Annotated in this window: 21 protein-coding genes, 2 tRNA genes and 1 pseudogene; 14 read left to right on the top strand and 10 right to left on the bottom strand. The window is 60.0% G+C overall.

The window, feature by feature from the left end; translation table 11 throughout:
• The first annotated feature begins 57 nt into the window (after nucleotides 1-57).
• From KF757_11180 to atpD, 4 genes are all read left to right on the top strand, one after another.
• A tRNA-Ile gene (locus KF757_11180) sits at nucleotides 58-131 on the top strand.
• A 99-nt stretch (nucleotides 132-230) separates the two neighbouring features.
• The gene (gene rsgA / locus KF757_11185) at nucleotides 231-1,439 is read left to right on the top strand and encodes a ribosome small subunit-dependent GTPase A (GenBank protein ID MBX3323543.1); all 1,209 of its coding nucleotides are present in this window, start codon (nucleotides 231-233) and stop codon (nucleotides 1,437-1,439) included.
• A 204-nt stretch (nucleotides 1,440-1,643) separates the two neighbouring features.
• On the top strand, nucleotides 1,644-2,012 hold the full coding sequence (locus tag KF757_11190; protein ID MBX3323544.1) for a hypothetical protein: 369 nt from the start codon (nucleotides 1,644-1,646) through the stop codon (nucleotides 2,010-2,012).
• Nucleotides 2,013-2,123: 111 nt separating this feature from the next.
• Nucleotides 2,124-3,566: a F0F1 ATP synthase subunit beta gene (gene atpD / locus KF757_11195; protein ID MBX3323545.1), complete on the top strand. Its 1,443-nt coding sequence runs from the start codon at nucleotides 2,124-2,126 to the stop codon at nucleotides 3,564-3,566.
• Between the two features lie 95 nt (nucleotides 3,567-3,661).
• Here atpD and KF757_11200 read toward each other — a convergent pair whose 3' ends face one another.
• Nucleotides 3,662-3,994 (bottom strand): hypothetical protein, encoded by a 333-nt coding sequence (locus KF757_11200; protein ID MBX3323546.1) that lies wholly within the window; start codon nucleotides 3,992-3,994, stop codon nucleotides 3,662-3,664.
• Between the two features lie 129 nt (nucleotides 3,995-4,123).
• Here KF757_11200 and KF757_11205 point away from each other — a divergent pair, with 129 nt between their 5' ends.
• Nucleotides 4,124-4,564 (top strand): hypothetical protein, encoded by a 441-nt coding sequence (locus tag KF757_11205; protein ID MBX3323547.1) that lies wholly within the window; start codon nucleotides 4,124-4,126, stop codon nucleotides 4,562-4,564.
• Between the two features lie 132 nt (nucleotides 4,565-4,696).
• Here KF757_11205 and KF757_11210 read toward each other — a convergent pair whose 3' ends face one another.
• Nucleotides 4,697-7,087 (bottom strand): hypothetical protein, encoded by a 2,391-nt coding sequence (locus KF757_11210; protein MBX3323548.1) that lies wholly within the window; start codon nucleotides 7,085-7,087, stop codon nucleotides 4,697-4,699.
• 264 nt (nucleotides 7,088-7,351) lie between these two features.
• Between KF757_11210 and KF757_11215 the strand changes: the two genes are divergently transcribed.
• Together KF757_11215 and ribB are read left to right on the top strand one after the other, a co-directional pair.
• Nucleotides 7,352-7,849: a DUF1569 domain-containing protein gene (locus tag KF757_11215; GenBank protein ID MBX3323549.1), complete on the top strand. Its 498-nt coding sequence runs from the start codon at nucleotides 7,352-7,354 to the stop codon at nucleotides 7,847-7,849.
• 29 nt (nucleotides 7,850-7,878) lie between these two features.
• Nucleotides 7,879-9,093, top strand: a complete 1,215-nt coding sequence (gene ribB, locus KF757_11220; GenBank protein ID MBX3323550.1) for a 3,4-dihydroxy-2-butanone-4-phosphate synthase — start codon at nucleotides 7,879-7,881, stop codon at nucleotides 9,091-9,093.
• A gap of 830 nt (nucleotides 9,094-9,923) precedes the next feature.
• Here ribB and KF757_11225 read toward each other — a convergent pair.
• Nucleotides 9,924-10,028, bottom strand: a pseudogene (locus KF757_11225) (type II secretion system protein).
• A 114-nt stretch (nucleotides 10,029-10,142) separates the two neighbouring features.
• Between KF757_11225 and KF757_11230 the strand changes: the two are divergent.
• Complete coding sequence (locus KF757_11230; protein MBX3323551.1) at nucleotides 10,143-11,858, top strand: hypothetical protein; 1,716 nt, start codon at nucleotides 10,143-10,145, stop codon at nucleotides 11,856-11,858.
• A 116-nt stretch (nucleotides 11,859-11,974) separates the two neighbouring features.
• On the opposite strand, the gene KF757_11235 is transcribed toward KF757_11230, so the two are convergent.
• The 6 genes from KF757_11235 to KF757_11260 all read right to left on the bottom strand — a co-directional run bounded on the left by KF757_11235 (nucleotide 11,975) and on the right by KF757_11260 (nucleotide 19,940).
• A complete protein-coding gene (locus tag KF757_11235; GenBank protein ID MBX3323552.1) occupies nucleotides 11,975-13,411 on the bottom strand; it encodes a hypothetical protein in 1,437 nt (478 codons plus the stop codon).
• Between the two features lie 120 nt (nucleotides 13,412-13,531).
• Nucleotides 13,532-13,605, bottom strand: a tRNA-Cys gene (locus KF757_11240).
• 49 nt (nucleotides 13,606-13,654) lie between these two features.
• Entirely contained in the window at nucleotides 13,655-15,487 is a 1,833-nt protein-coding gene (locus tag KF757_11245; GenBank protein ID MBX3323553.1) for a CvpA family protein, read from the bottom strand.
• A gap of 46 nt (nucleotides 15,488-15,533) precedes the next feature.
• Complete coding sequence (tadA, locus tag KF757_11250) at nucleotides 15,534-17,279, bottom strand: Flp pilus assembly complex ATPase component TadA (GenBank protein ID MBX3323554.1); 1,746 nt, start codon at nucleotides 17,277-17,279, stop codon at nucleotides 15,534-15,536.
• A 172-nt stretch (nucleotides 17,280-17,451) separates the two neighbouring features.
• Nucleotides 17,452-18,777: a PilT/PilU family type 4a pilus ATPase gene (locus tag KF757_11255; protein ID MBX3323555.1), complete on the bottom strand. Its 1,326-nt coding sequence runs from the start codon at nucleotides 18,775-18,777 to the stop codon at nucleotides 17,452-17,454.
• Nucleotides 18,778-18,938: 161 nt separating this feature from the next.
• Nucleotides 18,939-19,940: a sigma-70 family RNA polymerase sigma factor gene (locus KF757_11260; GenBank protein ID MBX3323556.1), complete on the bottom strand. Its 1,002-nt coding sequence runs from the start codon at nucleotides 19,938-19,940 to the stop codon at nucleotides 18,939-18,941.
• Nucleotides 19,941-20,678: 738 nt separating this feature from the next.
• Here KF757_11260 and KF757_11265 point away from each other — a divergent pair.
• The 3 genes from KF757_11265 to KF757_11275 all read left to right on the top strand — a co-directional run bounded on the left by KF757_11265 (nucleotide 20,679) and on the right by KF757_11275 (nucleotide 22,706).
• Nucleotides 20,679-21,317 carry a superoxide dismutase gene (locus tag KF757_11265; GenBank protein MBX3323557.1) on the top strand — a complete coding sequence of 213 codons (639 nt, stop codon included), beginning with the start codon at nucleotides 20,679-20,681 and terminating at the stop codon, nucleotides 21,315-21,317.
• Nucleotides 21,318-21,368: 51 nt separating this feature from the next.
• Entirely contained in the window at nucleotides 21,369-21,833 is a 465-nt protein-coding gene (locus KF757_11270; GenBank protein MBX3323558.1) for a hypothetical protein, read from the top strand.
• 234 nt (nucleotides 21,834-22,067) lie between these two features.
• Nucleotides 22,068-22,706 carry a hypothetical protein gene (locus KF757_11275; protein ID MBX3323559.1) on the top strand — a complete coding sequence of 213 codons (639 nt, stop codon included), beginning with the start codon at nucleotides 22,068-22,070 and terminating at the stop codon, nucleotides 22,704-22,706.
• A gap of 43 nt (nucleotides 22,707-22,749) precedes the next feature.
• On the opposite strand, the gene KF757_11280 is transcribed toward KF757_11275, so the two are convergent.
• Nucleotides 22,750-23,910: a hypothetical protein gene (locus tag KF757_11280; GenBank protein ID MBX3323560.1), complete on the bottom strand. Its 1,161-nt coding sequence runs from the start codon at nucleotides 23,908-23,910 to the stop codon at nucleotides 22,750-22,752.
• A gap of 25 nt (nucleotides 23,911-23,935) precedes the next feature.
• Between KF757_11280 and KF757_11285 the strand changes: the two genes are divergently transcribed.
• From KF757_11285 to KF757_11295, 3 genes are all read left to right on the top strand, one after another.
• A complete protein-coding gene (locus tag KF757_11285; GenBank protein ID MBX3323561.1) occupies nucleotides 23,936-24,775 on the top strand; it encodes a hypothetical protein in 840 nt (279 codons plus the stop codon).
• Between the two features lie 98 nt (nucleotides 24,776-24,873).
• Complete coding sequence (locus KF757_11290; GenBank protein MBX3323562.1) at nucleotides 24,874-25,689, top strand: GTP cyclohydrolase I FolE2; 816 nt, start codon at nucleotides 24,874-24,876, stop codon at nucleotides 25,687-25,689.
• A gap of 59 nt (nucleotides 25,690-25,748) precedes the next feature.
• On the top strand, nucleotides 25,749-26,714 hold the full coding sequence (locus KF757_11295) for a calcium/sodium antiporter (GenBank protein MBX3323563.1): 966 nt from the start codon (nucleotides 25,749-25,751) through the stop codon (nucleotides 26,712-26,714).
• Nucleotides 26,715-26,758: the final 44 nt, after the last annotated feature.

Genomic DNA, 26,758 nt, shown 5'->3' on the forward strand with positions numbered 1-26,758 from the left:
GGCCCGCACTTGAAGACTCGACCCGGCGCGGGGCGATATACTGCTGGCCTTGACGTCGGGCTAGTAGCTCAGCTGGTTAGAGCGCACCCCTGATAAGGGTGAGGTCGGAGGTTCGAGTCCTCTCTGGCCCATTCGGATTTTGAACGGATTTTCATTTCGTCCGTTTGTTCCGCATCACTACAATCTGCGTGTGATGGCAGGGGCCTGCTCTTTCGCCCCGGCCCGCCTGCATGAACAAGCACCAACGCACACAAATCGAGAAGTTGCTCGACGACTTGCCCAAGACAGAGCGCGTTCGCCTCTTCAAGCAGGCTGCGGCTCGCCGCCTCGAAGCGCAGCGGGCCCGCAAGAAGCATGAAGACCCCGATGACCCGCCGCGCGCACGCACAAAGGACGACACTGTTCGCGATTGGGCCATCAAGATCCTCGCCGAGCGGGCACAACAGAATGACGGCGCGCGCCCGGACCCGAATCCAGACTCGCAGACGGTACACCGAGGACTCGTCGTCTCCGTAGGGCGAAGGTCGTGCCTCATCGACGACGACGGCCGACTCGAATCGTGCCTGCTCAGCCCTGATATTGCTGCCCGTCAGCACGAGTTGCTCGCGGTCGGTGATGAGGCGATCTATGAACCAGCACCTCCACCTGGCAGATCGAGGCTCGTCCGGGTTCTGCCTCGACGTACAAGCCTCTCCAGGCCCGATCCGCGTCAGCCCAGCCGCACGCGCGTGATCGTGGCCAACATCGATGCGGTTGTGATTGTTGTTTCTGTAGTTGCTCCGGCGTTGCATCCGCGACTCATCGACCGCTATCTGGTGGCCGTGCAGCGGGGCGGTGCTGAACCGATCATCTGCGTCAACAAGATCGATCAACTTCCACCCGGCGATCGCTCCGAACTCGAGCAACTCGAGCCCTACCGCCGCATCGGCATTCGCGTGATCGAGGCTTCCGCTGAGACCGGCGCTGGCATCGAGGACCTGCGGGCTGCCATCGCGGGAAAAACGTGCGCCTTCGTCGGGCACTCCGGTGTCGGCAAGAGTTCACTCGCCAATGCGCTCGATCCCTCGCTTGGCGTCAAGGTCGGAACGATCTCAGAAGCTCATCGCCGCGGACAGCACACGACAACCGCATCGTCTCTCCACGTCATCGAAGGCGGCGCGAAAGTCATCGACACGCCTGGCGTCCGGTCCTTCAGCCTCGACAATCTCTCGCCAGAGCAGATCCGCGAAGCCTTCACCGAGTTCTCACCTTTTGTCGACGACTGCCGATACAACGACTGCACACATCTGCACGAGCCGAAGTGCGCCGTCCGCGCCGCAGCTGAACTCGGCCAAATTCCGATCGAACGCTACGAGACCTACAGGCGAATCCTGACTGAAGCCGCAACCGACACCGCGACAGAACGCATTCGACCGTTGCCCGAATCTGGCGACGACTGATCGTGTCTTGCAATCTCGGCCAGCCTGGGCACGATCCGCACTTTCAAGTTCATCTGTAAGGTTCGTGCCGTCTGTATCGCGCAAGCAATTACCATCCGTGACCTCTGAGCCCATTTCGTTTGTCTTTCTCTTATGCGCATGTTCTCTTCTGAGCACGCGGACACGTTTCGCCGCGTTCATTCCGCGCTCGGGAGAGATGGCAGCATGCTCACACCGTTGGGTCCGATGACCGCAACCGAAAACCAGGAGCGACGCGACACCGATCGCCAGCCGCTGCCGGGCTCCGTCCGTTTGATTGTTCTCTCCGAAGAGGACCAGCCGATCATGGAGCGCCATGGCGAGGGTGTCAATATCACTGCCGAGGGTCTGGCGGTTTCCGTTCGCATTCCGCTGGCCCTGGGGACACGGATGGTCGTCTGCTTTGAAGTCCCGCATGGACGGGCAGTCTGGCATGTTCGGGTTGTGCACGTTCTGCACCATGAGCACCACCGCATCCTGGGCCTCAAACGCCTCGAAGTGCCCGAATCGCTCGCCAACGCGCAATGGATTCGGACCCTGTCAGCGCTCACCTGACCCCCGCGCGACTGCATTCGGATCGGTGGCCTTCCGCCCCTCACCCCCCTATCCTTTCGACCCGTCCCACGGCCAGCCCGTCAGGGATGGAAACGAAAGGAAAATCTGCTCATGGCGACCGGCACCAAAGGCACCGTTACACAGGTCATCGGCTCAACTTTCGACGCACAATTCCCCGAGGATGCACTCCCCGAAATCTACAACGCCATCACCGTCACCTGGACGCAGGACGGCCACTCCACCAAGCTCACGGGCGAAGTTCAGCAGCACCTCGGTGGCGGTCGCGTCCGAGCCGTTGCTCTCGGTTCAACCGACGGCCTCCGCCGCGGCATCGAAACCATCGACACCGGCTCACCCGTAACGGTTCCCGTCGGCGACCCCGTGCTCGGCCGCGTCTTCAACCTCTTGGGCGACCCCATCGACAACCGCCCAGCTCCTTCCGCCAGCCGCTCGCCCATTCACCGCGAACCGCCTGAGTTCAGCCAGCTCAACCCCAACACCGAAATTCTCGTGACCGGCATCAAAGTCATCGACCTGCTCTGCCCCTTCGTCCGCGGCGGAAAGATCGGTCTCTTCGGCGGTGCAGGCGTCGGCAAGACCGTCATCATTCAGGAAATGATCGCCCGCGTCGCCCGCGAGTTCGGCGGCTACTCCGTGTTCTGCGGCGTCGGCGAACGCACCCGTGAAGGCAACGACCTCTGGCGCGAAATGCAGGAAGCCGAATACACCGACGAAAACGGCAACAAGGCACACGTCATCGACAAGGTCGCCATGGTCTTCGGCCAGATGAACGAACCGCCCGGCTCACGCCTCCGCGTCGCCCTCTCAGGCCTGACCATGGCCGAGAACTTCCGCGACGAATCCGGCAAGGAAACCATGATCTTCGTCGACAACATCTTCCGCTTCACACAGGCGGGTTCCGAAGTGTCGGCACTTCTCGGCCGCATGCCGTCGGCCGTGGGTTATCAGCCGACCCTCTCGACCGAAATGGGTCAGTTGCAGGAACGCATCACTTCGACCAGCAAGGGCGCCATCACGTCTGTGCAGGCCATCTATGTGCCCGCTGACGACTTGACCGACCCGGCGCCTGCCACGGCGTTTGCCCACCTCGATGCCTTCGTCGTGCTCGAGCGCGGCATCGCTGAGAAGGGCATCTTCCCCGCTGTCGATCCGCTCGCTTCGACATCACGAATTCTCGACCGAGGCATCATCGGCGAGCGCCACTACGCCGTCGCCCAGCGCGTTCAGAAGACCCTCCAGCGATACAAGGATCTTCAGGACATCATCGCCATCCTCGGCGTCGATGAGTTGTCCGAAGAGGACAAGCAGATCGTCAACCGCGCACGCCGTATCGAGCGCTTCCTGAGTCAGCCGTTCTATGTCGCGGAAGTCTTCACCGGCTTCCCCGGCGTGTACACCTCGCTCGAAGACACGATCACCTCCTTCGAGCGTCTCTGCAACGGCGAAGGCGACGATCTGCCCGAATCGGCGTTCATGTACGTCGGCACGCTCGACGACGCCCGCAAGAAGGCTGAAGCCGCAGCCAAGGCCTGAGTTACTTCCAAAGCCTGATGAATCGGATCAACCACGAGCCCCTGGCGCAAGCCGGGGGTTATTTTTTCTCATGTCAGGAATTTGGAAGATCCAAGTCAGCCATCATTAAGGGACACCATGCTCGGAGTCTTTTCCGCTTTCGCCTCTGCCAAAAGAGAATGCGCCTGTTCAGACGAGACACGGGCCCCAGACGCACGAAAAACCTGAGATTTGCTCGCTTCTTTGATCGTGGTAAAATCGCGTCCATCAAAGCGTTCAGAATTGACCGATGGCTGAATGACAGATCCGCGATTGGTCATCTTCACCAATGGTTTTTGTCGCTCGTCTCTTTCGTTCATTGCGCTATTCACCCGATCCCCAATTGAGATGCCGTTGCAAATCTGCTCCACAGGATCTCGACCAAGGATGCGAGGAAGGAATCTTGACATCGGAAAGTCTCCTTCTGAAAGGGGGGTATATTCTACAGCAATGTACCGATTCAAGCGGCTTGCTGTCAAGTAAGCGCCTGGAGGCAAGTCACGTACCCATAGCCGCGAGTTCGCGCAAGGAGTTTATTGATGCCGGTCCGCAAATTTGTCCTAGTCCCAGCGGGCATCGCTGTTCTCGCTGCTCTCCCCGGCTGCGTCATCACCGACATCCACGAAGAACTCATTCGTGTCAACACCAGTCTTGACACCACCAACGAGCGGCTCGCAACACTCGACGCACAGTTGACCCAGAAGCAGGCTCGCCTCGGCAGCATCGACGAGAAGCTGCGTGCGATCGACGACCAACTCATCGCTGCCAACACGAGGCTCGAATCGCTCAGCGACATTGACGAGCACCTTGCTTCGCTTGATGTCCATCTCGAAGCCATCCGTCAGATTGTCCGGAACCTCGACAGCACCATTCCATTCCTTCGCCTCAGCGGTGATAAGAGCGATGAATCCGTAGCCGAGCCTGATGCGCCAGCCGACGGCAAAGCCAATGGCGCTGATGACCCTGCCCAACCGAAGTAGCCACCCACTCGCTTCGTTTGGTGTTTGTGGTCGCGGGCATTGACCAAACCCTGGTTACAAAAATGAAACGGGGGCTGCAGTTTCCCGCAGCCCCCGAGAGTTTCTAGAGCGGCCTCAGATCAGAACCTGCCGTTACGGGCAGCCCTGCGAGTACCAGTTCAGCATCAACTGCACGTCGAAGAAGTCAATGAGGTTGTCGCCATTGAGGTTGGCACGCGGGTCATTGGCACTGTACCAGTTGAGGAAGGTCTGGATATCGAAGAAGTCGATCACGCCCCAGGGCACCGTGAAGTCGCCGCTGCATGCTGCCACCGTGATGGTGTTGCCTGTGACAGCAGTGTTGTTTCCGCTGTTGGTGTCCTCGCCTGAAACGATGCGCGTTCCGATGTAGTAGGTTCCGGGGCTCATCGTTGGCGGAATCTGCGACGCGAAACTGTTGACCGTCCGAGTCGAGCCAGCGTTCAATCCGATATAGTTCGTCGACGACATCAGCGGGTCGGCTGTCGAGATGATCGTGTTCGGCGAGATGCGGATTTCGAGCGTGTAGTTGCCGCTCGCGGTGTTGCCGACATTTCCGACCTGATGATTTACCAGAATGTTGGTGCCACGATAGAACGTGCCCGCAGAGGTTGTCACATAGTTGGCAGAGAGATCGACGAACGGAGCCGCCACAGTGCGGAACGACCAGGTCGCGCTGCTGGCGGTTCCCGCTGCGTTGCGGGAGACGACACGCCAGAAATAGGTCGTGTCATACGCAAGCGCCGGGAGTGTCCACGTTGTCCCAGCAGTGTTGCCGACGAATGGCGGGGTCGCGCTGGTACCGAAGTACACGTCGTAGCTCGTCGCACGTGCCGCACTGTTCCAGAACAGGTTGGCATTGATGCTGACGTTGGTCGCGCCGTTCGACGGGCTCGAAAGAACCGGGGCGGCCGGGTCGCCGAGCGTGACCGAGATCTGCTGCGCGTCCCAGGTGCTCGTAGCGTTGTTGCTGCTGAAGCTGTCGGTTGCTGCATCGAGCACCACACCAATCCAGTAGGTTCCAGGCGTCGTCGTCACCGGAATATTCGGTGCGGGCACGTTGAATGTGATGTTCTGCATCGCCCCGAAGTCAACCGAGTAGTTCCACGTCGCAAGAAGCGTATCGCTTCCTGAAATGATGTTGTTCGAAGACAGATAGACCCGAAGGGTGTACGTTGCCGACGCCGGATTGGCGTTGGTCATATTGGACATCAGCACGGTGCTGCCGGCGTTCATAGCCGTTCCTGCCTTGACCGTTGTGCTTCCCGTGGCGCGGAACTGAAGTGCTTGCAGGTCAAACGTCGAGCCACGCGTGTTGGTCACGAACGTGTTGCGGTCGTTGATCCACTGCTCCCACTGCCGGGCATATCGGCCAACCGTCGAGCGATTCGAGTTCGAACAGATCGCATGCACGTAACGATTGTCACCTTCCGCGTAATAGGCTCCCGAGCCCGACATGCCGCCCCAGATCGCCGTCAGGCAACCCGCGGTCGTGTCCATCTGCAACTGATTTCCTGGGCATGAATCCCAGTTTCCACTCCAGTAGTACAGCGTGCGTCCTGTATGCAGCCCGCCACCGCAATTCTCGGAGGGGTAGCTGTAACTCTGATAAAGCTGTCCCTGGTGGAAACTGCACGAGCCGCCCCATGCCCACGCGAACCAACCGGTCATCGCGCCGGTGTGACGGCTGGTATTGCGCTGGATGCGCACAAGCCCGGCGTCAGAGTCGAAGTCGCCATTGTTGATGTAATTCGAACCAGCAAGGAACGCGGTGCCCCGTGCCCAACCGTAGTTCTGAATGACTTCGTTGGATCCCGGGACTCCCCATTCGGTTCCGGTTCCTGTCCAAGCCGGGTACACGATGACTTCGCTCGCCCAGTTGAAAATGTTGATGCCGTTCGGGTTGCGTGCATACACGCAGTGCGCCGCCGTCAGCACCACACCGGCGTCCGTCATCGAACCCGAGCAGGTGAACCAGCGGGTAATGTTGTTCTGATCGACAAACCGCATGAACAGTTTGACGTTGCCGCGTCGGGGCCACGTCGTCAGGTCGCCGCCGATGGCAAACATCGACCCAAACCCCCGGTAGGCCCATTCATCCTCGGTCATCTGGTCCGCGCCCTTGTAGTCACCCCAAGGCGACTGCCCGAAACCCTGGCCCGACAGGTTCGGGTTCAGAGGCATCTGGTACGTCTCGCCGGTTTCTGCATCGTGGAATGTGGTGGACCAATCAGGATTCAGACTCGGCTGCCAATTATCCGAGTTGGGCATCGGCATCGGAGGGATCTGATCCAAAGGCGGCATGTTCGGAACATCCCGAAGGTGCTCGTCGTCCCCGATCACAAATGGACCGGGTACATTCACCCCATCCACCGGATTGACCCACTGCATCGGGCCAGGGTTCGGCAGGTATGCATTCATCTGTCCGTGCGAAACCCCCGCAAGGGCCATACACCCTGCGACGGCGGCGAGAACCCCTCGCCTCATTTTGTTCATTCCACGCATTTTCAACTCCCTCAAAAAAGTGCTGATGCCCAGACGAAACCTCCCCAAATTGACGAGGACTTCGTCCCAAGTTCCATGCTTTGCAGGGCAAATACCGAAGCAGAACGCTTCAATCCGAGAACGACACCGCGCAACGCATGGTACTGCAAGAACCTTAGCGTCACAACGCAATTTCACTCACGCGCCGCAACGGAGTTTATGCCACACTTATTTAGGGGATACTATTCCGACACCCGTGTACCAGTGGATCCGTACACTTTGGTCATGGTCAACACCCGCAAGGCACCTCGACGTGAACTCCGATTCGAGACTCTCTCCGACCTTCAGGTCGAACTCAACCAATTGCAGTCCGCATTGGATCGCGGAACACTGACACATACCGGTAATTGGACCCCGGGGCAGAACTTTGAGCATGTCGGGAAATTCTTCAAGTGCTCTATGGATGGATTCGAAGCCAGCGCCCCGTGGATCATGCGTTTCGCAGCCACGCTGCTTTTCAAGAAACGGGCCCTCGGCGGCGAACCCATGCCCGCAGGGCTTCCCCTGCCGAAACAGGCATCATCCCTGCTTCCCTCTCCATCCGTCTCCGATCACGATGGCTTGGCGTTTCTCCAGCAACAAATCGATCGGCTCCGGGCTGGTGAGCGGATGACCCATCCCAGCCCGATCTTTGGCCCGCTGACTCACGATGAGTGGATGACCATTCAACTCAAGCACGCAGCCATGCATCTTGGATTTCTCAAGGACGCCCAGACCGCCTGAAGTGCCACTTTCACGGCGTAGGATCGCCCATGTACAGTTCGGTTGAAGACATCCTTGATGACCTGCGTGCCGGACGCATGATCGTGCTCACCGACGACGAAGACCGCGAGAACGAGGGGGATCTCGTCCTCCCCGCCCAGTTCATCGACCCGGCTGCGGTGACGTTTATGCTCACGAACGCGCGGGGCTATCTCTGCCTGAGCATGACCGAGGCCGATTGCGATCGACTCGATCTGGTGCCTCAAGTTCAGACCAACACCTCCGTGCGAGGCACACCATTCACCGTCTCGATTGACGGGCACCCAAAGCATGGCCTGACAACTGGTGTCTCGGCGCGCGAGCGAGCACGAACCATCGCACTCATGCTCGACCCATCGACCGGGCCTTCCGATTTCGTCCGCCCGGGGCACATCAACCCGCTGCGCAGTCGCGACGGAGGCGTACTGGTTCGTATAGGACAGACCGAGGGATCGATCGACCTTTGCCGACTCGCGGGTCTTTATCCCGCAGCGGCGATCATCGAGATTATGGGCGACGACGGTGAGATGTTGCGAGGCGCCAGCCTCGAAGCGTTCTGCAAGACTCACAACATCAGAATGTGCTCGGTTCGGCAAATCATAGAGCATCGCCTTGGGCGCTCGCAACTTGTCGAGCGGCTGGGACCGACCGAAGGGAATGTGATCCGCACGCCCCAGGGCGTGTTCACGCTGCGGGCGTTCCGTTCGCCAGTTGATCCATTGCCCCACCTGGCACTGACTGTGGGCGACATCGGGCGCATTGACGATGATGGCATGGTTGCTCTGTGTGCCGAACCGACGCTCGTGCGTGTGCATCGCCGCGATCTGCTCGGCGACATCTTCGATGATCTCGATTCGAGCCAGCGTTCATCAACCGGGCAAATGCTTCGAGCGTCGATGCGCATGATTCAGCGCGAGGGGCGCGGCGCGATTGTCTATCTTCGCCCCAGTGGGTCGGCGGGCGATCTCTCGGGCGAACTCACACGCCTGCTCGATCGTTCGGACCACGACGCGCCACTCCGCTCAGTCGGCACCAGTATGCTCGAATACGGCATCGGGAGCCAGATTCTGCGCGCTCTGGGCTTGAGCCGCCTGCGCCTGATCACAAACTCCACCACCGACTATCCGCAACTGCAGGCCTTCGGGCTCGAAATTGTTGAGCGCGTCGTTGTGCCTCAGGCCGAACTCTTGGATCGCAGCACATCTGCCGATCAATCGAGCTTGTAGTACTCGTCGATGTTCTGCCCGCGATACGTGAAAGGCCTGACGCGGTAGCGCGAGTGTGCTTCCATCTGTGCGATCGGCCAGGCCGGATTCGCGCCCGACCCCGGGCCCTCCTGCGATGCGATGTACGTCTCGACCAGATCCTCTCCGGTTTTGACGAATCGCGCTGAACCATCTGCAAATCCGACATGCAATCCGGCCGACTTGTGGTTGTTCCATTCGTCGGGCCAGTTGTTCTGCCCGCCTTGAGGCCTCACCACCCCCAGCGCCGTCGCGAACGGACTCGAGTTGTCGTCGTTGTCATTGTCGAGTATGAGGATCGTGCTCGAAGCGAACCGGACATTCTTCTGGCTCTTGATCGGCGACGGCGCAGGCTCATTGAGAATCGCGACCCCACCCATGCCGGGTGGCGAGCGCCATCCGATTTGGCTTCCGATCGTGCCGTTGAACGGCGGTGGGGGGATGATCGTGCCATCTGGATACTTGCCCGGCGTATACCACATGAACGTTTCGTAACTGTGCCCGCCTTCGTCAATCGCGTCATTGGCGGGGAAGAAAAGATCAAAGAGAAAGTCGCGCCCGTAGAGCAGTTCGATCCCAGACAAGACTGGCTCATCGCTCAGATGCCGGTTCTGGTCCACACCATTGCGCGTGCTGGGGCAGATGGCGACGTCGTAGGTCGTGATGTAGTCGGGGAAGAGCCACCCAATGTTGTCTTCCCACGAAAAGAACGTGGGCATGAAGAGTTCCTTGGACGTATCACCCGAATACGCATTGCACGCAAGGGTCATTTGCCGCACATTCGAGAGGCACAGCGCCCGCCGCCCCGCATCGCGGGCCTTGCCCAGCGCAGGCAGCAGGATCCCGATCAGCAGCGCGATGATCGCAATCACGACTAGCAACTCGATAAGCGTGAAAGCACGGTTTTTGTTCAGCATCGGCACTTGCTCCGCGGACCGACTCAAGTGTACACAATTCGCGTGTAATCTGGAGCAAGATTCGCTACACTTTCGGTCCCGGCATCAGACGATCCCGGGCCAGAAGGAGAGATCATGCCAACCGCGCGTCGTACTTCCATGTCTGTTCTACTCGCCTGTGCTGGCCTTTCGGCAAGCACCGCATCGGCCCAGCCCGACAACGACGTTGTCATCGACGCTGCCGGCGTGACGATTCGATGCCAGTTGTTCGGCCCCTGCTTCCCCAACCAGTTCCGCAACAGCCAGAACAACCCGCTCCCAGCAGGCACGCCTCAGTTCATTCTCCCAGCCTCCGGGTATCGCTACGTTCTCGATGGCGTCGTGGCGACCAGCGGGCTTCTCGGTACTGCCATCCCCAACGGCTCGACACTTGGCGAAGCCTTCGACGCCATCACGCCCGGAGGCTCGCGCGTTCTCACCGGATACAGCCGCAACTTCTCCGGCGGGCTGCCAAACCCCAGCAACCAGGTCTTCTTCCAACGCTACGCAGGTTCCTTCGGCGGAATCGACATGGGACTCTCTCTCGAAGTCTCAATCTCGAACGGTGGTGTCGGACAGTTCGCCATTCGTGACATCAATATCCCCCTCGGCATTCTCGCAGGCTCAATGGAAATCACCTCCGGTTCGGCCACGATCGAGACATGGGTGCCCAGCACGCCACAGGAATCCGAATGGCACTTCGATGGCTCGCTCGACGCAGTCAATGGCAGCGCACGCGCAGCGATCCGCTATCTCGATGACCCGGCATTCGGCACAATTCTTGGCGGGATCGACAGCCCCGAAACCCCCGACCCGACAACCCCAACCGGTGTCACCGCGCAGCAATCGCAGTTCACCACCACGAGCGCCCTGGGCATCGCAGGACCAGGCGGTGAGAACGCAACGGTCTATGTCACCAGCCCCGCGCGCAACCTCGCCACCGGCCTCTCCAAGGACCGTCGCGGCATCGGCCTCGCACTCGCGCCAAATCTCCGCCCCGAATACCCCGGACAGTTCTTCGGCCAGTGGACCATGGTGTGGGATCTCTACATCCCCGCGTCAAGTTGGTATACCGACTTCCCCGCCAACACCACGCCAAGACAGTTCCCCGTCGCGCTGCTCGAAGACAACTTTAACAATGACAGTTCGGCTGACATTTTTATTCGCAACCACCCGACACTCGGGCCGACGGTTGGCTACAACGCCTCCAACTTCTCGCAGTACATCCCAATCCCGATCGCGCCCGATTCATGGTTCCGCCTGGCGATCGCGTGCGACTTCTTCACGCAGAGCGCTTCTCGCGTCTACATCAACGGCAACTTCATCGGCACCATCGAAGCCGACTGGCTCTACTGCGGCGTTGACGTCAACGCCCCGGCCTATGGCGACGGCGAACCCGTTCACCCCGCCGATTGGGCCGCGTGGGGGCAGTTCCCGAATCATTGGGCTCGCTCATCAGGGAGCATCAATGGCACACCGACACCAATCGCTTCGACGTTGTGTCTCTTCAGCGACCTTCAGGGCGGCCGGTCGGAAACCGTCTACCTGGCCAATCTCAACTTCATCGACACCGTGCGCACCGACGCCGAGATTGCTCAACTCGGAGGCCCCGATGCCGCTGGTATCGTCTTCACCGGCACCGTCTGCGCCGCCGACCTCAATGGCGACGGCACACTCGACTTCTTCGATGTGCAGGCATTCCTGCAGGCCTTCGCAGCTCAGAACCCCATCGCCGACATCAACAACGACGGCGTGTACGACTTCTTCGATGTGCAGGCATTCCTGCAAGCCTTTAGCGCCGGCTGTCCCTGAACAAAACGCATGTCCGCGCGAGATCGCGCCTCATCACTGTCTGTCGCCCAGCCCGTCCAACATCACCCCAGAGCCCAGCGTCTGCGCCAGCACGCGCGATCACACTGCGCCTGGGGTCATTCAATGACTTCGATTGACGCGGCATCGCTGAACGGCAACATCTCAGGCAGCACCTTCAACTGTGACGACACGATCAGTCTGAGGCCTGAAGGTGTGACGAACGTCACCTCCACCACGTGCGCCGTCCAACCCGCATCAGGGGCCGCCAATGTTGCGACGAATCGACCATCATCATTTGGCTCGATGGCCTCGCGTGCCCACTCGCGTCCGACCGTAACGGTGCGAAAGTCGCGAACCGTCGCGTTGGTCATCGTGGCCAGCGTGACACGCTCGGGTTTTGTGCTTGCAGTGACCGTAAGCGAACCGCTTTCATACTCAACAGCGATGGTCGGGATCGCCTCGACACCGAGCGAAGCCTCCGTCACTGCCCATGCCATGATCGATTCAATCACTCCGTCCGCATTCGTGACGCTGTGCCCGGCGCCCGACCTGACGAGCAGACTCGTGTGTCCGGGCAGTTGGCCGATATAGAACTGATCCGAATCGGGCAAAAAGAACTCGTCGCCAGCCGCATTGACAATGTACTTTGGTAACGTCAGCTCATCGCGGCGAAAAAACGGATCGACGTGCTGCGCGATGCGTCCGAAGTCTGCCGCGTCGATGCGTTCGAGCAGCCCGCGCTCTTCGTAATCCTTGAGCGTCGGTGCCCAGAACCCATACGCTGCCTTGTGATGCTCAAAGTGCGGCCTCATATTCAAGAGCGGAATCACCGCCGGAATGACCGCCCTCACACGCTCATCCTCGAGTGCCGTCAGCCATGCGGTCCAGCCTCGCTTCGAGCCGCCCATGAGCGTAAATCCATCAAGCGTGATCGGCGTTTCCAGCCCGCCCAGATGCTCCTCGATCGATGTCATGGCACCACGCACCGCCAGCACCATCGCCTTATGCACGATCCATGTCGGGTCGTTTGTCTCCAGGCTCCTGACCCACGACTCGGAGAGAATCGCGTCTTCGACCAGAGGCCCCGCCTCATCATGAGCAAAATCGAGTGGCTGCGCTGGAACATTGTCCACATACGCCACCGCAAGACCTGACATCATCGCTGCAGCCGCAGTCTGTTGTGTCGCGCTCGGGCTTGCTGCATCGCGAAATCGACCGCCACCGATCATCAGCATCAGGCGGTCGGCCTTGCGCTGCATCGGCACCGCCACGACAACATTGTGCGTCCATTGCGGCCGATCAACTTCCTCCGCGCTGCGCCACAGCTGGCTTGTAAGTGACAAGTGATGCACATCGACCAACCCGACACGCTCTGTCGAACGCAGAGCCCACCTCGGCAACTCTTCCCCGTGCGGCGTCGCGACCGCAGCGGCCACAACTGAGTCCGGCTCGGGCAAAAAGATTGCCTCGAAGTGCATCGCCAGTGACGCAGAGGCAAGCGAGCACACTCCGAGCAACCCACACGCCACGTTCTTCGCAAACATCACTCGCATCAAGTTCTCCTGCCAGAATGCGGATTGTACGGTCAGCTAAGCCGCAAACAGGGCGACGCAAGCCCGTCCTCGGTCCAGACGAAACGTCGCAACGCGCGGGCGTAAACCAACAGGCAGGAAAGGCCGCGGTGGGATTCGAACCCACGAATAACGGATTTGCAATCCGTCCCCTTGGACCACTCGGGCACACGGCCGAACACACAACTCTACGTCATCACCTCGCTCAATGGCCAACCTCGAGCATCAATCGACGCGATCGTCAAGCAGGCGAGGCTTTTCGAGTTCAAAGACTACCTTGTCTCCAATCACGAACGACTGCAACTGAACCCCACGCGATACGGCAAACAGCAGGGTGAGTTTTTGATCGTCGCGCACGCCTGACAACCCCGGCACCGCAAGGTCTGCCACTCCGTTGATCGGCTGCCCCGGCATATACCTGATGTCGTAGCGGTTCTTATCTTCGTAGATGTATCCGATCGCCTGATACGCCGTACCCTGCGTGTCAATCAGGTAGTACGCGTCATTGGCTCCCGCATTGCGCCCGACTTCGCCGAGCAAACTCCCCGCCGAACCAGGCCCAACGTCAACTTGCACCATCAACGTACCATCCGGGACGTAAAACCGATCCACCTTCAGATTCTGTGCAATGTCGCGTCCTCGGCTCACCTCGGCCGGAGTCCAGGATCCAACACCCGAAACAATGCGACGGTTGTCGTTCAGATCAAGGCTTCGCTTCTGGGCCGTCTGAAACGCGCGCTGCATACTCAGTCGCGTCGAGATGACGATCACAGTGTTACCGCCGCTGGTGCTGATGTCCGATTCGCCGATGCGCACCGCGCGCGAGCGATCGAGGGTCGTCATACGAGCCGAGCGCAGAATCGTTCCGGCGCGAATCTGCGCGTCACGCATGCTGGCGCTGCCGAAGCGAGCGGACTCTTCCGCGACGTTGTCGAGTCGAAGTCGCGTGTTCTTGACATACAGCGCGATCGGTCGCGTCCGAGCCGGCACCAGAAACTCGGCCGACATCAGAGCGCTCGAACCACCGCCCACCGACGACACATGCAGCCCCTCAGCATCGAAACGCCACCGGCCGTACGAATCCGCAACCGCCGAATCCCCCTGACTGATCAGTGCTACTGGAAAAATATTGATCGAAGGCTCGCCCGTCGGCCGGCCCGCTGCATCGAGCGGCTCGACCAGCAGACGCAACTGCCCCGGGCTGATCATGTGCTGACCCGTCGATTCCTTCGCTTCGCTGCCAAGTTCGAACTTCACGCCCAGCAACTTGCCCGCGGGCACAGGTTCGCCCTTGATGTTCACGTACTTCTGCGCATCAGGGGTAAATGAATCGATGAGCAGTTCATTCGCAGGCGACGTTCCGTCTTCCTTGCCAACGATGTACATTCCTCTGAACTCGACATCGCGCGGGCGCAATGTGTTGCGTGTTGCCCCGTCGTTGTAAGTCAGGCGCGAGCTCGGGCCTTCGAGATGAGGCTGAGGGTGCCACTTCGAGAGCGGCTCGGGCGCGCTGAACGATGCCTGCGACAGATGGCTGTAGAACATGCCAGTGAGCTTGTCCGCTGGCACCCACAGCCCTCCCTGATCGACCAGACTTCCACCTTTGGTCGCTCGCTCCGAGGTGTGCCAGATCGGCTTGTAGCCCATGCCCATTGTTGAGTCGGTAAAGCGGAACGAACCAAACCCGATGACCATGATCCCAACCGCCAGAATGCCCGAGACAACACCACACGCGCCGCCACCGATGTAGTTCACGAGCGTCGCCTGATTGACGTTGGCCCTTATGAACTTGTCCGTCACAACGCGCAGCAGCAGCAGCGACACCGCGAATGGCAGCAGCAGCCCAATTCCCCATGCGTTGCCCGACAACGATGCCAGAGGCCCGCGCGTCGGTGCCATGTTCAGAACCATGATCGAGGCCGGCTCCCACACGCCGAACGCCACCGCACCCGCGATGATCACGCACACCATGTGCAGGAACGACGAAAAGAAACCCTTGATCGACCAGAGGTAGGCCACCAACGCCACCAGTGCCAGAACGATGAGATTCAGAATCATGACTGTGTCCTCTGCCTAAGTGCAGGCCCTGTCGTGGACGATGCTTTTACGACGCGGCTGCCTGTTGTGAACCTTCGACCGGAGGCTGCGCCGGCTTGGCCCCGCCGCCGCCCGATCCGCCTCCCGAAGAAATCCGCGAAATCTCCTCGATGCTTGTCGCCCCTTCGACGGCACGACGCAATGCCGCCTGATTCAATGTCGGCAGGCCTTGTTTGCGGAACTCCGCTCGCAGCCCGCTCCAGTTCTGCGCCTTGATCATCTCCCGTTCGGCTGGACCGATGCGGAAGACCTCGAACAAACCTGTCTGCCCGCGATATCCGATCCCCTGACACACCGGGCAGATTTCCGGCTTGTTTCGAATCAGCACCTGCCCGCCCTTCTTGAACAACTGCTTGACCTTCTCTGCAGGCAGTCCGAGCTTTTTGAGCATGTCCGGCGTTGGTTGATATGGCACCCGGCAGTTCTCGCACAACTTGCGCACCAGTTTCTGCGTTATCACGCCACGCAAACAGGCCGACGCCTTGGCCGGATCTCCCACCGCCTTCACAAACACCTGCACCGCTGCCAGTGCCTCGCTCACATTCAGCGACACATACGTCCTCGAACGCTCGACATCTGAGCCTGCGATTTCGCGTGCCGTCGCTTCGTCCGGCAGTTCGGCGATGCCCACCACGTCAGGGTCACGCCGCAACACCGACCGCACCGTCACCGAATACTCTGCACCTTCCTTATACGGATCGAACGTGATCTGCCGAATGCCTTCAAGCGAGTCCTGAGGCTCCATCTCGATCGTCTGCACATTCGATGTGTACGCGTCGTGCAACTTGAGCATCGCATACAGCGTCGTCGTCCGGCCATTGTGCCCTGGCGCGCCGAGCAGCACCACCCCGTCGCCCTCTGCAGCGAGAGCTCGAACCACCTCGTACTGCTGATCGAGCAATCCCAGTTGATCGGCCTTGCGACGCACCGCCACACCCGGGTTGAGCGTCATCGTCAGTCGCATTCCACCTTGCGAACCCATCGACATCACACGCACAGGAACCGTCTCAGCCTCAGTCTTGACGCTGACTTGCCCCGTCAGGCGGCGGCGGCGGTCTTTAACGTCCAGCTTCGCAGCGGCTTTCCAGAAATCGATGATCTGCACCGCGTTGTTCGTCGCAAGTTTCTCGCCCGCCTGCCGCACGCCGTCGACGAGAAAACTGACTTGATACCCGTCTTTCGTCGGGGCGAGATCAAGTTGATACGCGCCAAGCCGCGCGCCATTGATGTAAAACTGTTCGGCCGCAATACGAACTTCGTACTCCGGCGTTTCCTTGCCCGGCGCCTCGACAGTTTTCTTGTCCGGACCCGTGATCGACAACGCAACCGTCGCAGCCTGCTTCTTGGCAGCCTTCTGTTGTTGCCGCGCCTGCATGGCCGAAAAATCAAGTTTCAGCCTCGCCGTCTCCGGCACGCGCTCCGTGTCCCGATTCGTCACGACCACAAAGATTCCGATGTTCAGCGCCAGAATGGCCAGCATGCTCGCGTACGACACCAGGAACCCGACGATACCCGGAATCGGGAGTAACACCATGACCGCAACCGCCGCCATGCCAAACAGCATGTGAACAAGATTCCACTTGTCCCGCCCGAGGAAGAACCGTTGCGCGTGCTTGTCAAACACCGTTGACACGAGCCAAGCCCACCCAAGGATCGGAGGGAGGACCAGAAGGGCAAACCACCACCCGACGAGAAAGAAACCTTCCATCGCCGAAAGCGTTGCGTGCATGTTGAGCATGGATGACCCGGTCACCTTGGATTTACCTCCATCATCACGCCCCCGACCTTCAGGCCGACGCGTGCGTCAGGGAAAAAGACGCGTGCGGATGCGGCGCCGCCGCCCTGCAGCTGCCAAGCCCCACGGCACCGGACAGCCGAAGAGGATACGCCGAACGATCGGCCGATGCGACCTCGACATGGGCCACTCATCCGAGCTTCTTCAGCCTCATATTCAACTCGTCCACGTTCGGGCTTGCCTCGAGCGCGACGCGCATATGGATGAACTCGTTCTCCACCAACTCCACCAGCGACTGGTTGAAGTCCACCATCCCAGTCTTGCGTGCTTCGACCGAGTTGATGAACTCCCGCAATTCACCCTCGCGACCTTCCAGGATGTGGGTCCGCACAACAGCGTTATTGATCAGGATCTCGATCGCGGGAATCCGGTGAATGTGCTCGTGCAACGTCGGAAGCAGCTTCTGATACACAAACGCACGCATCTGATATCCCAGAATCTTGCGGACTTCTTCCACTTCCTCAGGCGGGAACAACCCGTAGATGCGGCTGAACGTCTGCGTCGTGCTCGAAGCGTGGATCGTTCCGTACACCAGGTGGCCCGTCTCAGCTGCATGCAACGCCGCAGAGAACGTCTCGTTGTCACGCATTTCACCCACCAGCACAATGTCCGGGTTCTCACGCACCAGTGCCCGCAGACCGGTCTTGAAGTCCAGGCAGTCAATCCCGATCTCGCGCTGATTGATCGTGGCCTTGCGATCCGTGAAGATGTACTCGATCGGGTCTTCCAGCGTCACAATGTGCACCGGCTTGCGAGCGTTCACAAAATCGAGCATCGACGCAATCGTCGTCGACTTGCCCGAACCCGTCACGCCACAGAGCAGCACGATGCCCTGAGGCTGCATCGCGATCTCGGACATGATCGGTGGAAGGTACAGCCCCTCGAACGGCAGAATATTGCTCGTGATCAGTCGGGCCGCAACTGACAGACGCCCGCGAGCCTGAAACAGGTTCACGCGAAAACGGTTCTCGTCGTCGTAGTCGTACGCAAAGTCCACCGACCCGAACTTGTGCAGATCCCTGAACTGTTCCGGGGTCAGGATGTGCTTGGCAATCTGGATAAACTCCTCAGCCGTCACCGGCTCAGTGTCCAGAGGCTTGAGCGCACCACGCAGGCGCACCTTGGGCGATTGCCCTGACTTCATGATCAGGTCCGAAGCCTTGAACTTGATCGTGGCTTGAAGGAACTTTCCCCACCGAGTGGAGTGCGGGTCTTTGCGTTGCTCAATGACGAGCGGTGCAACATGTCCGACGTCTGCCGCGTCGGTCGGTGTTTCGGAACTCAGAGACATGAAAACGCGTCCTCCTGTGTCGAGCCTGCGCTCGACATGCAGATCCTTGAGTTGTGCGCGAGTGTCTGACGTTGGCACGTCATCCCACGACCCATCCTCGCGCCTTTGAGCGTAGCCGACCGATCCGACTTGTGCACGCGTCCTGCGTCCGGGGTTTGCCGTCATGGACCGCGCATCCTGCGCTGGAGCCGGGCAACCACTTGTTCGCACCGAACAGTGTTCGGGTTGCTTTTCCGCCTTGCAACATCCGACTCGGCGGGTTGCACTTGGTAGGGGAACAAAAGAAAAGCCGGATCCAGAAGGATCCGGCTCGAAGGTCTTGCATGTCAGGCCGAAGCGGCCTCGGCCAATTCTTCCGGCTCGGGCTCTTCCTTGGTTCCAAGGAACTTGGCTTCGAGCTCAAGGCGAATCTTTTCCATCGCCTTGTTCTGGATCTGACGCACGCGTTCCTTCGTGACCCCGATGATCTGTCCGACCTGTTCGAGCGTCATGGGCTTTTCACCCGTATCCGACTCGAGTCCGAAGCGGTGTTCAATCACCGTCCGCTCGACATCCGTCAGATCGGCACGGTTATTGAGCACGATCTCGCGGACCTCTTCCGCAGCGTCCTTCTCGAACGTCGCCCGCTTGGTCTCGAGATAGTTGGACTTCTCGAGCTTCGGATCGAAGTCGGTGGGGAATCGCTGACGATACTTGCTCAGCTTCATCCCCTGGCGGCTGAACGCCTTGAGAATCGCCCGGCAGGCATAGGTCGAAAACTTGTATCCGCGACCGGCGTCGAACTTGTCGACAGCGCGGAGCAGCGCCATGTTTCCTTCACTCACCAGGTCCGCAAAGTCCACTTCGCTCATCCGAGTTCGCTTGGCCATCGCAAGCACCAGCGCAAGGTTCGTCTCCGCGATCTGCTCACGGATCCGGTCGGCCTTGCAGTGCCAGTGCAGGATGTCCTCAGCCTGCTCGGGTGAGGGCTTGCGCGACGGGCTTTCCTTGACTTCCTGCTGCAACTTCCAGACGCGATAACGCGCGTAGTTGAACTGGTGGAACAGCACCTTTTCCTCAGCCCCGGTAAGAATGACCTGCTGCGCGCTCTTGACCGTACGCGTGCGCGTCGCCGAGAGGTCATCCATCACTGGGTGATACCATGTGGTGTCAGGCTTCTGGATATCAGGCGCGCGGTCATAAATCTTCTCTTCCGCGCTGTCCTCATAGAACGCTTCGGAGTCGATGAAGTCCTGCTCGCGCAGCAGGATCTGGTTGAGCAAACGCTCATCTTCGACCGACAGTTGCCTGGCGGAGTTCGTCTTGCGGGCAGTGCGCACAACACCCACGCGGTGCCGCCTGCGTACCTGCTCCAGGGGGCTCAAAGATGTCTGCCTCAAGTCGGCCATTTTCATCGGTTCCTTACACCTATCCTTACGTCTACCTTCCTGGTAGGTTCGCATTCGAACCGTCAGTCGATGCTCGATCCTGACGGTCTTCTTTGGTTTCCCGCAGCGATCCTTGCCGCTGCCAGTGTACTGGCATTTCACCCGAGCGTGCAACTCGGGCACAATTTCTCATCTCAAGACGCCACTTTCAGGGGATACTCGACCTGCCCTGCGCGGAGGCCTCGGGATTCCCTTTGAGCATCAGGTTTTCTCACCAAATCCCACCCGCAATCGCCCGGAACGTCGCATGTCACCGGGCCGCCTCTTCACCCCTGCTCAATTTTCGTTCCCGCATGCTGTCATACGAACATCAGTGACAACAAGTTTCATCCACAAAAAGGTCAAAGTGCGAAACTTATGAACCGTACGGTCCCCTCGCTTTGTCGCACTTCGATTCGTCCCAGCCTGCCTCAGAACGCAGCCCGATTCGCCCATTGACCCAACGAACACGGCTGACTATCGTCTGATAATCCCAACCCGAGCAACCTCACCTGCCCGGTGAAGTTCAAGCGTAGACTATACGCGAAGTACGCAAGTCCGGGCAAGTGTAACGGCTTTGACACGCCGATTCTTGTCAAAGAATCCCCAGAATTGGTGTATTGTCCACGTCCGCTATCAGAAATCCACAGGAGAATCCACATGGGCTTCACACTCCCAGAACTGCCCTACGCCCCCACGAGTCTCGAGCCGCACATCGATGCACGCACGATGGAGATTCACCACGGCAAGCACCACGCGACGTACGTCAGCAAGCTGAATGAAGCCATCGAAGGCACTGATTGGGCGCATCGTCCGATCGAAGACTTGATGCAGCACATCGGGGATCTTCCGAAAGACAAGTTCATGGCTGTCCGCAACCACGGCGGCGGGCATTACAACCATTCGCTCTTCTGGAAGGTCATGGCACCGCTCGGGCAAGGCGGCGGAGACAAACCTTCGGGTGATCTGGCCATCGCTATCACCAAGTCCTTTGGCGGGCTTGATGAGTTCCGCAAAGCCTTTTCGGACGCTGCTGCAGCACGCTTTGGCTCGGGTTGGGCGTGGCTGGTTGTGCGTAACGGGTCACTGGCGGTGTGTTCGACTGCCAATCAGGACAACCCGCTCATGGGAGACGCGGTCGCTGGGTGCAGCGGGACGCCGATTCTCGGGCTGGATGTGTGGGAGCATGCGTATTACCTGCACTACCAGAATCGCAGACCGGATTACGTCACTGCGTGGTGGAACGTCGTGAACTGGGGCGAAGTTGCGAGGCGGTTCCAGGAAGCCATGAAGCGTTGATCGCAGCGTGGCGCTTCGGCCTCGGCGTGAGGTGCGCGCTATGGTCATTTCGTGCAGATTCGAAAGGTAGCCCTGACGTTCTGGCTCATTTCGCCGATTGCGATCGTGGCCCTGCTGTGCTTCTGGATCGTGTCGTCGCAGCGTGCGGGTCCGAGCATGATTGCCGAACCGGTGGGGGCTGGTGCTGGCGATACGGGCGGTGCCAACGCGCTGGGCGAGTATCTTCGCCAGAGGCGGCTGAATCGACAGATCACGATCGCGGTTGACGTCCGAGTCGAACTTTCGGCTGGGGCGGTTGTGCTGATCGGGCATCGGGGTAACGATTGGCAGGGCGAGACCATGGCACGAGCGGACGACCTTCGGTGGACCGCAACCCTCCGGAGCGAGGATCTTGCTGACGGGTTTGAGCTGCAAGTGTCCGAGAACGGCGTGGTGCGACCGGACGCTGAAGGACGGCGCATGTTGTCGGTGTCCGCTGGTGAGCAGTTTGTTATTCTGCGCCGAACAACCCCATAAACAGGTGGCATTGTGACCCATACAAGCGATTTTATTATGCTGTACGGGTCCGGAAGTAGAAATCTGACCCATTGAGGGGGTGATTTCTTCTGTTCTGACTGGCATTTCGGTCAAGTCGAGGCACACTGTGGGTGTGTTTGCTGTGCTGGGCAAGCACGATTGATTTGCCGTACCCGAGAGTAGAGAGAGATCGCGCAGCCAAGGAAGGCTGTTGATGAGGACAGGTTCGCCTCCATGAGTGTGCTGTTTCGCAAATCTGAATCGCCATTCGCGGTGGTTGAGTGGCAGCCCGAGGTCATGGCCATGCTCGATGACCACCATCTGGTGGCCTGGTCGAGCAAGACCTACCGCAGGTTGCAGTTTTCTGCCACACTTCAGCAGTTCTTTGGCGTGCAGCGGGACACCGATGTGTGCGTGCTGCACGGGCGTTTCATCAACGACCTCGAGTCATTCTGCCATCAGTTGGAGAGTCTGCTGCCTGGCCCGCCTCTGGAGCGCCGGATCGGTGGCACGAGCGGCATTGCGAGTCTGCTTCGGAGTCGGCACACGTTCCGCGGGCGACCTGCGGCGCGCTATCGGTACTTCGTCTGGAACGACGCAGATGTGCTGCTTCGGCATGACCATGTGCTGTTCGGAGAACTTGCGGATGTGATGGCGGGGGTGGCTGCCGAGTGCGAGTTTGCGTCGGACGATCTGCTGCTGCTTCAACGGGCGGCCTTCATCGGGGGCCCCGCGCTCGATGTGTATGCCGACGACCCACGCGGCCAGTTCCAGTCGTGGATCGTCGATCAGTCGGGCGAGGCGTTCTGGAAGATCGTGACCGGGCTCGACGCACCGCCTATCGCGCGGTATGCGATCGACGGCCTGGCGTGAACCGCGCAGACAGACTTTGAGGTTGAGGGTTTGCGGCGTGCGTTCAGGTCTTGGGCATGTCGGCGGGGGTCTGGCCATCGACGAGCTTGCGCATCAGCAAGTACAACACGGCCGACGCCGAACCGACGTAACTGAACACAAATGCACCAAGCGCGATCTGGAGCATGGAGCGCCAGAATCCCAAGATTCGTGTGAGCAGCGTGCTATGGACCTGCGTCAGGTCTGACAATTTCTCTGCGTATTCGGGTGAGAGAAACATCACGCTCGCGCCGGTCGCAAAGCGATCGGCGGCGTAGAGAAGCAGGCTGACGATCGCAGTGAGCACCGCTCCCACCGCCACGAGCACGAGCAGATAGAGGGCATACCGAAGAGGCTTGCGGACGACGTAAGCCAGCCCGCGTTGAACGGCATCGAAGACATCGGGCCCTTCGCACATGACAGCAGCGGGCAGGATCGGAAGCGATGCCAGCCAGAGCGACAGAAAGGTGACCAGAAGGAGGGCAACAATGACTCCCAAGCCAAAGAGTACAGCACCGAGAAGGTCAACCACCGGGAGCGAGAACAGAATCCACGCGATGCTGCCCATGACGAGCGCGACAAGACCCGCGATGAGGATCGGGCCGAGAAAGGCTTGAAGCAGTGCAGCCAATGAGCGCAGGGCGCGCGCGAGCGATGTGGAATCGGATTCGGGGACATCGAGCGCGAACTCGATCGAGGCTGAACGCGAGATCGCGCCCCATCCGACGAGGGCGACCCCCAGCATGGGGAGGCCAAGCAGGAAGAAACTGACGGGATATTCGCGAAGCAGGACGACCGGGGCGGACAGAACGAGGGAGAATCCGGCGGCTCCGGCTTCGCCGAGTGGCAGATCCCAGGGCCTTGCGAGGTTGAGGCCATCGAGCGAGGCTCCGATAGACCGGAATACGCCTCCGACGACCTGGCCGACACGATCGGCGAAACTGGGTGCTTCGGACCAGATGCGGCTGAGCGACCCGATCAGGCCGATCAGAACCAGAGTGACAAAGGCGATGAGCAGCCTTCCGGGACGGAAGGCGAGCGTGCCGGCGCGGAAGAGCGACGGCCAGAGCAACTCGCTGGTCAGATCGCTGAGCAGGAGATCGGGGCGTCGGGGATGTCTGGGGTGGTCGTTCATGATGGCGAGCACTTGCCCTGAGCCTTCGGCGGGCGGAAGATCCGTCACCATGGTACAGCATATCGGTCGATGGGTCTTGCCTCTGCTCGCACTGTTTCTGGTCGGGCCTCTGGTCGGTACGTTGGTCGGGGGGCTTCGGGCGAGCGATGGTGGGCCGGATGTCACGCTTTTGGTTGGAGTTTCTCCGGTCTGGGGGCTGATGGTCGGGATTGTGTGCGTTGCAGCAGCGGCGTTGGTCGGCTTGGCGGGGGCAAAGTTTGTTGATGAGCGCACGGGCATGCTCAGTGCGGGGCTTGTGCTGTCGTGGGCGGCCTGGCGCACGGGGTTGGTGACGCGCGTGCTGGCACTCGATCCGGCGGCTTGGACTCTGGTGAAGCTCGCGATCGAGGGCGCGATTATTGCGGGTGCGGCGCTCGTGCTCGCAGCACTCATGCACACAATCAGCAGCAAACACGGTGACGGGCTTGCAAGGCATGGTTCGCCGATCAAGGAAATCGGTTCGAAAGCCGGGCTGGCAGGCATGGCGGTAGGTGCGTTTGCAGCGCTGGTGATTGCGCATGTCGTGGTGTTCAGCCCGATGCGGGGGCAGGCGTTGCTGGGGGCGATTATCGGTGGAATCGCGGCCGGGGCTCTGGGGAGGTTGACTTCGATCGCGCTGAGTGACAAGCCGGTGTCACCGTTGCCGATCTATACTTCGGTGGTCTTGGCAGCGGCGATTGGGCCACTGATCGGGCTTTTTGCACCAGGGTCGGATCGACTGGTCGGGGCGATTGCGGCTGGGACTGTTCCGGGGCCTGTGATGGTTCAACCCCTGGATTGGGCAGCGGGCTTGCTGGTGGGAGTGCCGATCGGGCTTGGGTGGGCTGCTGCTTCGGTCGGAAAAACACAGCACGCGAAATCCGTCGGCGTGCGGTGAGCGAAGGCGTTTGATGCCGGGCGCGTGTGAGTTGTTGCTGATGCGCGGGAGGCCGGCAACAGGCACAGATTGAATGGACGGATGAAATGGGAATTTTCATGGGTACACCTCGCGCTTCAAATCCGATGCCGGATGTTCAGGCTTCTCGCGATGCCAGACTCGTCGCGATTGATCGGGTGGGCGTCAAGGACGTGACATATCCGATTCGTTTGCGCACGAAGGACGGCAAGGAGCAGACCACGGTCGCGTCGATCAATATGTATGTTGCGCTGCCGCACACGCAGAAGGGCACGCACATGAGCCGGTTCCTGGAGGTGCTCAACGAACACGCTGGCGAACCGATCACGCCTGAGGACATTCCGATGATCACGCATGCGATCAAGGAGCGGCTTGAGGCTGAAGAAGCACACCTTGAAGTCGGTTTCACATACTTCGTCACGAAGTTCGCACCGGTGACAAGGCAACCCGGGCTGATGAACTATGAAGTGCGTTTCGAGTGCACCGCCAATGGGGAGACGGATTTCATTTTGAGCGTTTCTGCACCGGCGACGAGCCTGTGCCCGTGTTCGAAGGAGATTTCGGAGTACGGCGCGCACAACCAGCGCTGCCGCATTTCGGCCGATATCCGCTTTGATGGACTGGTCTGGATCGAGGATCTGGTCGAGCATCTGGAGTCGGCGGCTTCTCATCCGGTGTATGCGGTGCTCAAGCGCCCGGACGAGAAGTACGTCACGGAAAAGGCCTTCGATAACCCTAAGTTTGTCGAGGATATCGTGCGCGATCTTTCGCTCACGCTTGATGGGGACGAACGCATCCGGTGGTATCGCATCAACTCGGAGAACTTCGAGTCGATCCACAGCCATAACGCCTATGCGCAGCTCACGCGCGACAAACGGGCCGAGCAGAGCGTCTGAGTTCGGGCAGGCGAACCGGGCAACTCCTACAAGGCGGTGGTGGCTGATACGATCTGGTCATGTTCAGCGTGCTCTTGCTGGTCGTCGGCTTGGGACTGCTCATCGTTGGCGGCGAACTGCTCGTGCGCGGCGCAACGGCGTTGGCGAGGCGATTGCGGATCGCTCCGGTCATCATCGGATTGACGGTTGTGGCATTCGGCACCAGCACGCCGGAACTCGTGGTCAATCTGGCAGCGGCGTTTCGCGGTCAGAGCGAGATCGGTTTTGGCAACATCATCGGGTCAAACATCGCCAACATCGGTTTACTGCTCGGCATGACCGCGCTGTATCGGCCGCTCGCCGTGCACCGCTCGATTGTCAGCCGCGAGATTCCGATGCTCGTGCTGGCGAGCGTTGCAGCGGCAGTGCTCGGGCTTAACGCCTTTCTAGATGGGGCGAGCGATTCGTTCGCGCGCAGTGACGGGCTGATCCTGCTGCTCCTCTTTGCCGTATTTCTGTATTACACCATCAATGATGCGATCGGGCAGCGCCAGAGCGATGTGATCATCGACGCGGAGCCTCAGGAGTCAGCAGCCCATATGCGTGGGCTGATGATCGCAGCGTGCATATTCGGCGGTCTGGCGGTTATGGTCGTGGGCGGAGAATTGACCGTGCGCGGCGGGTCCGATCTGGCTCGGTCAATCGGTGTGCCGGAGGTTGTGATCGGGCTGACGCTGATTGCCGTAGGTACGAGTCTGCCCGAGCTTGCAACAAGCGTTGTCGCGGCCCGTCGCGGCAGCACCGACATGGCGGTCGGAAATATCGTGGGGTCGAACATCTTCAATCTGCTATTCATCTGGGGAATCACGACAACGATCGCGCCGAGCGATGTGCCTGTGGGCGGGGTAGTCGACTTGTTGGTGATGACGGGTTTTGCGTTGATTCTGCTGCCGATGGCACGATCGGGCCGCACCATCTCGCGCATCGAAGGCGGCGTGTTGATGGCGTTGTATGGGTGCTACATCGCGTGGTTGGCCATGCGATGAGCCTCGCCCAAGGGCCCTGCGATCTCTGGTGGTTTTGCTCGCGT

The sequence above is a fragment of the Phycisphaeraceae bacterium genome (assembly GCA_019636795.1).
In the GTDB taxonomy this organism is placed as follows: Bacteria; Planctomycetota; Phycisphaerae; order Phycisphaerales; family UBA1924; genus JAHBWW01.